11 protein-coding genes are annotated in these 11,034 nt (G+C 74.8%); 3 read left to right on the top strand and 8 right to left on the bottom strand.

Annotated elements, in window-relative coordinates:
• A partial coding sequence (locus ABEA77_RS32810; RefSeq protein ID WP_425588443.1) for a GntR family transcriptional regulator occupies positions 1-345 on the bottom strand: 345 nt, incomplete at its 3' end.
• 46 nt (positions 346-391) lie between these two features.
• Here ABEA77_RS32810 and ABEA77_RS32805 point away from each other — a divergent pair.
• Positions 392-883 (top strand): carboxymuconolactone decarboxylase family protein, encoded by a 492-nt coding sequence (locus ABEA77_RS32805; protein WP_345655660.1) that lies wholly within the window; start codon positions 392-394, stop codon positions 881-883.
• A 356-nt stretch (positions 884-1,239) separates the two neighbouring features.
• On the opposite strand, the gene ABEA77_RS32800 is transcribed toward ABEA77_RS32805, so the two are convergent.
• The 4 genes from ABEA77_RS32800 to ABEA77_RS32785 form a co-directional block, all read right to left on the bottom strand.
• A complete protein-coding gene (locus ABEA77_RS32800; protein ID WP_345655658.1) occupies positions 1,240-2,229 on the bottom strand; it encodes a malate dehydrogenase in 990 nt (329 codons plus the stop codon).
• A 210-nt stretch (positions 2,230-2,439) separates the two neighbouring features.
• Complete coding sequence (locus ABEA77_RS32795) at positions 2,440-3,498, bottom strand: DUF2690 domain-containing protein (RefSeq protein WP_345655656.1); 1,059 nt, start codon at positions 3,496-3,498, stop codon at positions 2,440-2,442.
• 102 nt (positions 3,499-3,600) lie between these two features.
• A complete protein-coding gene (locus tag ABEA77_RS34040) occupies positions 3,601-3,981 on the bottom strand; it encodes a DUF3017 domain-containing protein (protein WP_425588442.1) in 381 nt (126 codons plus the stop codon).
• Positions 3,982-4,250: 269 nt separating this feature from the next.
• On the bottom strand, positions 4,251-5,111 hold the full coding sequence (locus ABEA77_RS32785; protein WP_345655653.1) for a bifunctional methylenetetrahydrofolate dehydrogenase/methenyltetrahydrofolate cyclohydrolase: 861 nt from the start codon (positions 5,109-5,111) through the stop codon (positions 4,251-4,253).
• Positions 5,112-5,342: 231 nt separating this feature from the next.
• Between ABEA77_RS32785 and ABEA77_RS32780 the strand changes: the two genes are divergently transcribed.
• A complete protein-coding gene (locus tag ABEA77_RS32780) occupies positions 5,343-5,936 on the top strand; it encodes an RDD family protein (RefSeq protein ID WP_345655652.1) in 594 nt (197 codons plus the stop codon).
• A gap of 123 nt (positions 5,937-6,059) precedes the next feature.
• On the opposite strand, the gene purH is transcribed toward ABEA77_RS32780, so the two are convergent.
• Positions 6,060-7,625, bottom strand: coding sequence for a bifunctional phosphoribosylaminoimidazolecarboxamide formyltransferase/IMP cyclohydrolase (gene purH, locus ABEA77_RS32775; RefSeq protein ID WP_345655650.1), 1,566 nt, complete (start codon positions 7,623-7,625; stop codon positions 6,060-6,062).
• Complete coding sequence (purN, locus tag ABEA77_RS32770; protein ID WP_345655648.1) at positions 7,622-8,296, bottom strand: phosphoribosylglycinamide formyltransferase; 675 nt, start codon at positions 8,294-8,296, stop codon at positions 7,622-7,624. The genes purH and purN overlap by 4 nt, the downstream gene beginning before the upstream one ends.
• A gap of 293 nt (positions 8,297-8,589) precedes the next feature.
• Between purN and ABEA77_RS32765 the strand changes: the two genes are divergently transcribed.
• Complete coding sequence (locus tag ABEA77_RS32765) at positions 8,590-9,561, top strand: hypothetical protein (RefSeq protein ID WP_345655646.1); 972 nt, start codon at positions 8,590-8,592, stop codon at positions 9,559-9,561.
• A 59-nt stretch (positions 9,562-9,620) separates the two neighbouring features.
• Here the strand turns inward: ABEA77_RS32765 and ABEA77_RS32760 are convergent.
• On the bottom strand, positions 9,621-11,034 hold a 1,414-nt coding region (locus tag ABEA77_RS32760), incomplete at its 5' end, for a cell division protein PerM (RefSeq protein ID WP_345655644.1).

The raw sequence follows: 11,034 nt of genomic DNA, 5'->3' as shown, positions 1-11,034 counted from the left end.
CAGGCGGGCGGCGCGGCGCGGCGCGGCCTCGCGGGCGACGCGGGTGCCGGAGCCCTGGCGCGCGGTGAGCCAGCCCTCGGCGACGAGTTCCGCGTACGCGTCGGCGACGGTGTTGCGGGCGACGGAGAGGTCGGCGGCGAGCGCGCGGGACGACGGCAGCCGGGTGCCGGGCGCGAGCCGCCCGCCGCGCACGGCCTCGCGCAGCGCCTCCGTCAGGGAGACGCGCAGCCCGTGGCCCGGCCGCGGCTCCAGGAGGTCGAGGTGCAGGTCGGCACCGGTGGCCGACCCGTCACGCACGCCGGATCCGCCCGGTCCTTCCGGTGAAGTGGCCCGCTTTTCCGTCATGGAAATGGACCATACGCCTGCGCCACCTGCTGCCTACGGTGGTCGCATGAGCACTGCGGAACGCAACCCGGAGCACACCCCCCGACTCGACATGGCGCACCTCGCACCCGACGTCTACAAGGCGATGGTCCGACTGGACGCGGCGGCCGGACAGGGCGTCGACCCGACCCTGCTGGAACTGGTGAAGATCCGCGCCTCGCAGATCAACCACTGCGCCTTCTGCGTCGACATGCACTCCAAGGACGCGCTGGCGCACGGCGAGTCCGTGGACCGGGTCATCCAGCTGAGCGCGTGGGAGGAGTCGCGCCACTTCTACTCGGCGAAGGAGGTCGCGGCGATCGAGCTGACCGAGGCCGTCACGGTCCTGACGGACGGCTTCGTCCCCGACGAGGTGTACGAGAAGGCAGCGGCGCACTTCGACGAGAAGGAACTCGCCCACCTGATCGCCGCGATCACCGTGATCAACGCCTGGAACCGCTTCGGTGTCAGCACCAGGATGGTGCCGGGCCACTACCGGCCCGCCGCACGGCAGCACTGAGTCCGCGCCCTGGACCCCACCCGAGGCACCGGGCTCCGGGCTCCGGGCGCGCGACCTGGCACCAGCGCGCCGCACCGCCCTGGACCACCGTGCCCCATCGCCGCACCGCGTCACCGCGTCACCGCAACCGACGGAGAGCTCCGCTGTGCCGCACCACGCGGCCGACGCCTTCCGCGCCCGCCCACCACGGCAGGGCGCGCTGGTGGTGAACGCCGGGATCGGCACGTTCCCCACCCGGTGACGCGGACCCGGCGTCCGCGGTGGCGCGGGCCCGCACAACGGCGCGGGCATCCACAAAGCGCCGGAACTCCCCGTGCATCACGGGGAGTTCCGGCGCTTCGGCGTGCGGGGACGGCTCAGATCAGGCCGAGGGCGCGGACCGCGTCGCGCTCCTCCTCCAGCTCCTTGACGGACGCGTCGATGCGCGTGCGGGAGAACTCGTTGATGTCGAGGCCCTGCACGATCTCGTACGCGCCGTCCTTCGTGGTGACGGGGAAGGAGGAGATCAGGCCCTCCGCGACACCGTACGAGCCGTCGGAGACGACGCCCATCGAGGTCCAGTCGCCCTCGGCGGTGCCGTTGACCCAGGTGTGGACGTGGTCGATCGCGGCGTTCGCGGCGGACGCGGCGGAGGACGCGCCGCGCGCCTCGATGATGGCCGCGCCGCGCTTGGCGACGGTGGGGATGAACGTCTCGGCGAGCCAGGTCTCGTCGCCCACGGTCTCCGCGGCGTTCTTGCCCGCGATCTCCGCGTGGAAGATGTCGGGGTACTGCGTGGCCGAGTGGTTGCCCCAGATGGTCAGGCGCTTGATGTCGGAGACGGCGGCGCCGGTCTTCTGCGCGAGCTGCGTCAGGGCGCGGTTGTGGTCGAGGCGCGTCATCGCGGTGAAGCGGCCGGCCGGTACGTCGGGGGCCGCGGCGCGGGCGATCAGCGCGTTCGTGTTGGCGGGGTTGCCGACGACGAGGACCTTGATGTCGTCGGCGGCGTGGTCGTTGATGGCCTTGCCCTGTGGCTTGAAGATGCCGCCGTTGGCCTCCAGCAGGTCGCCGCGCTCCATGCCCTTGGTGCGGGGCCGGGCGCCGACGAGGAGCGCCACGTTCGCACCGTCGAACGCCTTGTTCGGGTCGTCGGTGATGTCGATGCCCTTGAGGAGCGGGAAGGCGCAGTCGTCCAGCTCCATCGCGGTGCCCTCGGCGGCCTTGAGGCCCTGCGGGATCTCCAGCAGCCGCAGGCTGACCGGCACGTCCGCGCCGAGCAGTTGGCCGGAGGCGATGCGGAAAAGCAGCGCGTAGCCGATCTGGCCGGCCGCGCCGGTGACGGTGACATTCACGGGAGTGCGGGTCATGGCGATCTCCGATAGCAAGCTGGCGGTGTGGGGGCCCCTGCCCTGGTGTTCGGGGGTCCCCGGGGTGCGGGACGCCTCCCCACAACCGCCCGGAGTGGCCGCGGTCCGGTGCTGCGGCCGGAACCTTCCGAATCTTGATGTGAAGAGAAATCCACCGGTCAGGCTATCCGACGTGCGCGCCAGGGCACCTGTGCCCCCGGGTGGCGTGGCTCACCGCGCGGTGGCGCACCCCTCGGTCCCGGCGGGGAGGGTCAGGCAGGCCCGCAGCCCGTGGGGCACGGGGGCTGCGACCATCGCCGTGTAGGCGCCGGCGCCGGCGCCCGCCTCGGCGGGTACGGGCGTACCGCCGGGCGTGACCAGCAGTGTCCCGCCGGACGCGGAGCCGGTGACCCGGCCCCAGGCCGCGCCGCAGACGTCGCTGTAGCGGACCTCGACGAACGCGCTGCCCACGGCACGTGTGGCGAGGGTGCGGGCGCGGCCCGAGGCGCACCCCATGGCCTCGGGGTCGGCCCCCGCGCAGGTGCCGGGCGCGCAGAGCACACCGGGCGGCGGGGAGGCCGCGGTTGACGCGGGCGGGGACGAGGGCGTCGAGGGGGGTGCGAAGGGCGTCGAGGGCGCGGCGGTGGGGGGCGCGGGCTCCAGGGGTGTGGGGTGCGCGGAGGCGGCGGGCGGCGGGGCGGTGGTGCGGCCCGGGGCCGACGCGTCGCCCGTGGCCGAGGGTTGGCCCGCCGCGGCCGGGCCGTCGCCACCGCCACCGAGGCCCGTCAGCAGGACGACGGCGAGCACCACGAGGGCGACGCCGACCGCGGTGGACACGAGGGTGAGGGTGCGCGCGTGGCCCGGCCGCCTCTGGCGGTCCACATGCCGGGGCAGCGGCGCGGTGGCACCGGCGAACGCCCCTGTGGTCTCGGGGACTTGGCGCTCGCCGGGGCCGCCGGCCGGCTCGGCGTCCACGGCCGGGAGCCGGACGGTGGGCCGCTCCTCGGGGTACTCCGGGTACGGCTCGGGCACGGCGCCTTCGGAACGTGCGCGCAACTCGGCCCTGTCCCACAGTTCGAGCAGGGGCGCCCGGTGGGTGCCGACCGCTTCGGCGAGCGCCGCGGTGGCCTCGCGCGGCGGGCGGCGCACGCCGCGCACGTACGCGGCCCAGTCGGCGCGGCTGAGACCGGTCCTGGCCGCGACCGCGTCGAGGCTGAGCCCGCTGCGGTCGATCAGCTCCCGTATGCGGTCCGCGAGTTCACCGGCCGGATCGGTGGCACGGCGCGCCATGTGGCCCCTCCATCCGGGCGCGTTCTGCGCCCGGCCCAGTCTCCCACTGTTGTCCGACCATCACACCGCGTGGGGGGAGCGCGGGTTCGCACCGCCCCGCGGCTACGGCACGGTCGAGTGCACCACGCTCTGGAGGACGGGGATGTCCAGCCACGGCCTGGGCTGGATCATCAGCGCGAACAGCACGATGGCGACGCCGAGCACGCCGTACGTGACCATGTCCGTGAACCGCGACCGTACGGCGAGCATGCCGACCGACGGCACGGTCCTGCGCAGCACGGCGCCGCCGACCAGCGCGGCACCCACCATGACCGTGCCGACCCTGAAGGCCGCCTCGAAGGGGTGCACGCCGACCGTCAGCAGCCCGAGCGCGGCCAGCGCGAGCACGCTGAGCAGCGGCCACTGCCGCGCGGGCGCGGGCGCGTCCCCCGAGGCCGCGCGCCCGGCGCCCTCGGGCGGCGGGAAGTCCACCGTCTCGGGCACCTCCTCGGGCGAGGGACTCGCTGCGGACGCACCGCCGCCCCCCGGGGTCCCGTCCGCCGGTCCGTCCTCTGCGGGGGCGTCGGCGGGCCCGTGGCCCGCGCCCGACGGCGCGTCCCCGGCAGGGGGGTGGCCCGCGGCGGACGGCGCGTCCCCCGCCGGAGCCTGTCCTGCGGGCGCCTCCCCTGCGCCGGGCCGCGCTTCCCCTGCGGGCTCGGGGGCGGGCGGCTCGGTCGCGGGGCGCCGGGCGGCGCCCGCGGGCGCCTCGTCGTTCACTGCCCCGCCACCGCCCGCTCGGCCGCCTCGACCACGTTCACCAGGAGCTCCGCGCGGGTCATCGGGCCGACGCCGCCCGGGTTCGGCGAGAGCCAGGAGGCCACCTCGGCCACTCCCGGGTGCACATCGCCGACGATCTTGCCGTTCTCGTCGCGGCTCACGCCGACGTCGAGCACGGCGGCGCCCGGCTTCACGTCCTCGGGCTTGATGATGTGCGGCACGCCCGCCGCCGCCACGATGATGTCGGCCTGCCGCAGCTGCGCGGCGAGATCCCGCGTACCGGTGTGGCACTGCGTGACCGTCGCGTTCTCCGACTTGCGGGTCAGCAGCAGCGGGATCGAACGGCCCACGGTGATCCCGCGCCCGACGACCACCACGTGCGCGCCGTTGATCTCGACGCCGTGGTGCCGCAGCAGGTGCAGGATGCCGTTGGGCGTACAGGGCAGCGGACCCGTCTCGTTGAGGACCAGGCGCCCGAGGCTCATCGGGTGCAGTCCGTCCGCGTCCTTGGCGGGGTCGATGAGTTCGAGCACGCGGTTGGTGTCGATGCCCTTGGGCAGCGGGAGCTGCACGATGTAGCCGGTGCAGGCCGGGTTCTCGTTGAGCTCGCGCACCACCGCCTCGATCTCCTCCTGCGTGGCCGTGTCCGGCAGCTCACGCTGGATGGACTCCATGCCGACCTCGGCACAGTCGCGGTGCTTGCCGTTGACGTACCACCGGCTGCCGGGGTCGTCACCGACGAGGAGCGTGCCGAGGCCTGGGGTCAGCCCCCGCTCCTTCAGGGCCGCCACGCGGGCGGTCAGATCGGACTTGATCGCGGCCGCTGTGGCCTTGCCGTCGAGAATCTGGGCGCTCATGGGCCCATCCTCGCGGATGACCCTGTCCGTGTTCCAATTCGGTCCCCGTACTGCTCCGGACACGTTGCGCTTGGACAACGCATACCCGAAGTCACTGGACAAGGGGTGTATTGCGCCATCACGATGACCGCGTACACCAGCGGCAGTGCAGGGGGGCGTCCGCTCATTTCGTCGTGCTTCCTCCGCCCGGACCGCTCGTCCCCGCATCACCCAACGGAGGAACCGCTCACCATGAGCTTCGGCGAACCCAACAACCCGTACAACAGCGCGCCCCAGCCGCCGGCCGGCGCGCCGGGCGCCGCCGGTTACGGCTATCCGCAGCAGCCGGGCGTGCCGCCGCAGGGCTACGGCTACCCGCAGGCACCCGGCATGGGCGGTGTGCCGCAGTTCGGCACCCCCGGCATGCCGACGCTCGCACACTGGGGCCTGCGCGTCGTGGCCACCATCATCGACGGCATCATCATCGGCCTGCCGTACTACGTCCTCGGCATAGCCGGCGTGGCCATGGCGAGCGGAGACAACGGCAGCGGGGGCGGGATCGCGCTGGCCCTGATCGGCTTCATCGGCACGATCGTGCTGGCGTTCTGGCAGCTCGCCAAGGAGGGCAGCACGGGCCAGACGATCGGCAAGCGCGCCATGAAGATCCGGCTGCTGAAGGAGGCCGACGGCTCGACGCTCGGCTTCGGCCTGGCCTTCGGCCGCCGCATCTGCCACATCGTCGACTCGATCGCCTGCTACATCGGGTGGCTGTGGCCGCTGTGGGACTCCAAGAAGCAGACGTTCGCGGACAAGATCTGCTCGACGGTCGTCATCCGCTCGCAGTGAGCCGCTGAGCCTGTGAGCGGCTGAGCCGCCGCACGGCCGGGGGCCGCGCCCCTTCCCGGGGCGCGGCCCCCGCCGCGTGCGGAGCCCCCGCCGGCGGAACGCCGGTGGGATCAGCCGGTGGGATCAGTGGAAGAAGTGGCGCGTGCCGGTGAGGTACATCGTCGCGCCCGCCTTCTTCGCCGCCTCGACCACCTGCTCGTCGCGGACAGAACCGCCGGGCTGGACGACCGCGCGCACGCCCGCGTCGAGCAGCGTCTCCAGGCCGTCGGGGAACGGGAAGAACGCGTCCGACGCGGCGAAGGCGCCCCGCGCGCGCTCCGCGCCCGCGCGCTCCACCGCGAGCCGCGCCGAGTCCACCCGGTTGACCTGGCCCATTCCGACGCCGACCGACGCGCCCTCCTTCGCCAGCAGGATCGCGTTGGACTTGACCGCGCGGCACGCCTTCCACGCGAACGCCAGCTCGCGCAGCTCCTGTCCGGAGAGCGCCTCGCCTGCCGCCAGCGTCCAGGTGGCCGGATCGTCGCCCTCGGCCTGGAAGCGGTCGGTGGCCTGGAGCAGCGCGCCGCCGTCGATCGGCTTGACCTCGTGCGCCGAGGAGGGCGCCTCGGGACAGCGCAGCACACGGATGTTCTTCTTGCGCGCCAGCACCTCCACGGCGCCTTCCTCGTAGCCGGGGGCCACGATGACCTCGGTGAAGATCTCCGCGACCTGCTCGGCCAGGGCGACGGACACCGGCCGGTTGACGGCGATGACGCCGCCGAACGCGGAGAGCGGGTCGCAGGCGTGTGCCTTGCGGTGCGCCTCTGCGACGTCGTCGCCGATCGCGATGCCGCACGGATTGGCGTGCTTGATGATCGCGACGCACGGCTCCGCGTGGTCGTACGCGGCACGGCGCGCGGCGTCCGTGTCCGTGTAGTTGTTGTACGACATCTCCTTGCCGTGCAGCTGCTCGGCGCCCGCGAGCCCAGCGGCGCCGGGGGTGCGGTAGAGGGCTGCGGGCTGGTGCGGGTTCTCGCCGTAGCGCAGGACGTTCGCCCGCTCGTAGGTGGCGCCGAGGAACTCGGGGAAGCCACTGTCGTCGGCCGCCGCGTAGTCGTCGGCGAACCAGGAGGCCACGGCGACGTCGTAGGCGGCCGTGTGCTGGAACGCCTCGGCGGCGAGCCGCTTGCGGGCGGCCAGGTCGAAGCCGCCGTCACGGACCGCGGAGAGCACGTCGGCGTAGCGGCCGGGGCTGGTGACGACGGCGACGGACGGGTGGTTCTTGGCGGCGGCGCGCACCATCGAGGGACCGCCGATGTCGATCTGCTCGACGCACTCGTCGGGCGAGGCGCCCGAGGCGACGGTCTCCCTGAACGGGTACAGGTTCACGACGACCAGCTCGAACGGCTCGACGCCGAGGTCCGCGAGCTGCTGCCGGTGCGCGTCGAGGCGCTGGTCGGCGAGGATGCCCGCGTGGACGCGGGGGTGCAGCGTCTTGACCCGGCCGTCGAGGCACTCGGGGAAGCCCGTGAGCTCCTCGACCTTGGTGACGGGCACACCGGCGGCGGCGATCTTCGCGGCGGTCGAGCCGGTGGAGACCAGCGTGACCCCGGCCTCGTGCAGGCCCCTGGCCAGATCGTCGAGGCCGGTCTTGTCGTAGACGCTCACCAGCGCGCGGCGGATGGGCCGCTTCGTACCTTCGGCGGTCACTTGATCGTTACCTTTCGTCCCTCAATGCGGTAGCCGTGCCGCGCCAGGCGCCCCACGACATCGACGAGCAGCCGTCGCTCGACTTCCTTGATGCGCTCGTGGAGCGCGTTCCCGCCGGCTTCGTGGTCTGCGTGGTCCTCGTCCCGTACCTCGACCACGCCCTGGGCGATGATCGGGCCGGTGTCGACGCCGTCGTCGACGAAGTGGACGGTGCAGCCCGTGACCTTCGCCCCGTACGCGAGGGCGTCGCGCACGCCGTGCGCGCCGGGGAAGCTGGGCAGCAGGGCGGGGTGCGTGTTGACGAAGCGCCCGCCGTACGCGGCGATGAACTCCTTGCCCACGATCTTCATGAATCCGGCCGAGACCACCAGGTCGGGTCGGTACGCCGCGGTCGCCTCGGTGAGCGCGCGGTCCCACGCCTCGCGGGTCGCGTGGTCGCCGACCCGGCACACGAAGGTGGGCAGTCCGGCGCGCTCGGCGCGCGCGAGGCCCTCGACGCCGGTGCGGTCGGCGCCCACGGCGACGATCTCCGCCCCGTAGGCGGGCCCTTCCTCGGCGATCCGGTCGATCAGGGCCTGGAGGTTGGTGCCGGAGCCCGAGACCAGCACGACGAGCCGGGCCGGGCGGCCGGAGGGCGGCAGCGAGGGCGAGGGCGAGGGGGGGACAGCCACGGCGCGGGCGCCTTTCTCGGACGACTCGGGCTTCTGGGCCACGGGGGCCCCGGCGGCCGGGCCTGTGCCGTCAGCAGGCCTTGTACGGTCCTACGAACGCGTCACGTCCCCCGATCTGGGGAACTCTACGAAGGGGCCGACCGTCAGCAACGATACCGGCATATCGATCGGCCCCCACGGGACGGGGGCAGGGCCGGGAGGTAGCGTCAGGGGGCAGGACCCGTCCCCCCCGGACGGGCCGCGACGACGACAGGACCCCGGCGTGCGGGGTCTGAGGGGAAGACGTTCACCAGATGCAGGACCGACGCCGTACGGTACTCAGCCCTCCGCAGCCCCCGGTTCCGGTGCTGCTGCGGGAGCGCGAGTCCTCGTCTGCCCCTGGCACCTCGGGCCCGTCCTCCTCCCGGTCGCCTTCCGGCTCCGGCTCCGGCTCCGGCTCCGGCTCCGGCTCCGACGACAATCCGTTCGCGCCGCCGCCCGAGGGGAGCGCGGACCAGCCGTGGCGCCCCCGGCACCACGCGGGCGGCCAGGGCGGGGGCGAGGACTCCGGTCCGGCTTCCGGCTCCGGTGACGGCGGGCGGCAGGGCGACCGCCCGGTCTGGGGCAGCCAGTGGAGCGACCGGCAGCCGGGCGGTTCCGGCGGCGGCTTCGGCGGGGGCTCGGGCAGGCCGGGTCCCTACGGCCCGGAGCGGCAGCAGGGCCAGGGCGGCGGACCCGGCGGGCCCGGCGGGCTGCGCTGGGACCCCAAGGACGTCTACCAGCGCCGCGCGCGGTACGCGCTGCTCGCCGGCATGTGGGGCTTCTTCTTCGCGCTGTTCAGCATCCCCGAGATCGCGCTCCTGCTCGGGGCACTCGCGATCTACTGGGCGGTCAGCTCGCTGCGCGCGAAGGACCGCAAGGACACCCCTGAGGGCGCGGCGGACGCCACGGACGGCGGGCGGGCCCGCAGACCCGACCCGTTCGCGCCGCCCCGGCAGCCGGAGGCGTACCCCTCCACGGAGGACCGGGCGTACGCCTCTGCGGGGGTCCACCACACCCGCGAGCAGGACCCCGCGCAGCAGGCGCGCCCCCAGCACACGGCGGCGGTGAGCGGTCTGGTCGCCGCGATCCTCGCGCTGCTCGTCGTCGCGGGCACGTACTCGATGCAGTTCGTCTACTCCGACTACTACTCGTGCGTGCAGGACGCCCTGACCCATGAGGGCCAGGTCGCGTGCAACGACGAACTGCCCAAGTCCCTCGTCCCGGTCCTCGGCATCAGCAGGTGACGGGCCACCCGCGCTGAGCGGGTGCCCTGACCGGTGGCTCAGGCCCGGGGCAGGCCGACTCAGCCGTCGGCCGCGGGCCCGTCCCCGCCCTGATCTGGCTCCGGCTTCTGCTCCGCTCCCGGTTCCGCCTCCGCCTCCGGATCGGGTTCTGGACCATGGTCCGGCCCTGGTCCCGGGCGCGCGTCCGCCGGTGTCTTCGCGCCGGCCCCCCGCTGCCGGTCGGCTGCCGCTGTCCCGTGCTCCGCGTCCCGCGACGCGGCGGCTCCCGGCTGCGGCGCGGCGGGTGCCCAGGGCGCCGGGTCGGCGGGAAAGTCGGCCATCAGGCCGCCGGAGACCTCTTTGAGCCCCGCCCAGCGGGCCTCGCGGGCGCCGCGCTCGTGCCAGGACCGCGCCGACAGGAAGTCGTACGCCTCCGCGTCGGCCTGCGCCCCGGCGCCCGCGGCCGTACGGGGCGCCCCGCGCCACCAGGTCGAGGGGCGCGACCAGCGGCGGGCGGGGGCAGCCTCGTCCTCGGCGCCGCCCGCCTCTGCGGCTGCCGGGGTCCTCCCGGCCGCGAGGTCCGCCCCGCCGTTCCCTCCGGTCTCCCGCCCGGACTCTTCTCCGGCTTCCCGTCCGGTCTCCCGACGGCCGGTGAGGCGGCGCACGAGCCGGGACCACCGGCCGACCGGCCCCTCGGGCCCGGCCTCGGCGTCCGTGGCGTCCGTGGCGACGGAGGCTGCGGGGACCGCGGTGTGGCCGGGGGCCCGGGTGCCGCCCGCCGCGCGCGCAGCAGCCGGCACCGGGACCGCCGCAGGCTCCTCGTACGCGGGAGCGGCGCCGCTCCCCCGCAGCCGCCAGGCGCGCACGGCGAGCGCGAACGGCACGCCGACCGCCGCGGTCCACACCAGGGCCGCCGCGCCGGCCGCCCACCAGACGGGCCCGAAGGCGGCGAGACTTCCGGTGCCGAGCGGGCCGCCCGCGTACGCCGCGAGCAGTGCCGTCGTGCCACCGGCCACCGCGGCGCCGAGTGCGGCGGCCAGCGCGGTGCGGCCCGCGCTCCACGCCTCCCCGGGGTCCATGTAGGCGGGCGCGGCCCTGCGCAGCGTGAACCACCCGGCGGTGAGGCCGGCGGCCGCCGGCACGGCCAGCGCCGACCAGTGCGGCCAGCCGCCCGCGCCCTGCGGCACCGCCGCGAGCAGCGGGAAGGACGGCAGCCCCGGGTCGCCGTGGGCGGCGAACGGAGTCACCGCCGCCGAGGTGCTGAGGGCGAAGCCGGGACCGAGGCCGTATGCGGCGCCCCAGACCGCGGCGTTGGGGACGAGCGCAAGCCCGAGCAGCAGCACGGCGAACCGCCCCGACCACACGAAGGACAGCCGCAGGAACGACTCCTCGGCCGGCTGGCCGTGCCAGACCAGGGAGGCGGCGACGAGCAGCGCGCCCCCGCCGAGCAGCACCGCCGCCGAGGCGAGCCCCGCGCGCACCGCGAGCGCCACA

Origin of the sequence: Streptomyces tremellae (assembly GCF_039540215.1) — a bacterium.
GTDB classification, from domain to species: Bacteria; Actinomycetota; Actinomycetes; order Streptomycetales; family Streptomycetaceae; genus Streptomyces; species Streptomyces tremellae.
This window is presented reverse-complemented; position numbering and strand designations above follow the sequence as displayed.

Excerpts from the sequence above, each read along its gene's own strand:
- ABEA77_RS32805 (WP_345655660.1), top strand. The coding sequence starts at position 392 with ATGAGCACTGCGGAACGCAACCCGGAGCACACCCCCCGACTCGACATG.
- ABEA77_RS32800 (WP_345655658.1), bottom strand. The coding sequence starts at position 2,229 with ATGACCCGCACTCCCGTGAATGTCACCGTCACCGGCGCGGCCGGCCAG.
- ABEA77_RS32795 (WP_345655656.1), bottom strand. The coding sequence starts at position 3,498 with ATGGCGCGCCGTGCCACCGATCCGGCCGGTGAACTCGCGGACCGCATA.
- ABEA77_RS32785 (WP_345655653.1), bottom strand. The coding sequence starts at position 5,111 with ATGAGCGCCCAGATTCTCGACGGCAAGGCCACAGCGGCCGCGATCAAG.
- ABEA77_RS32780 (WP_345655652.1), top strand. The coding sequence starts at position 5,343 with ATGAGCTTCGGCGAACCCAACAACCCGTACAACAGCGCGCCCCAGCCG.
- ABEA77_RS32765 (WP_345655646.1), top strand. The coding sequence starts at position 8,590 with ATGCAGGACCGACGCCGTACGGTACTCAGCCCTCCGCAGCCCCCGGTT.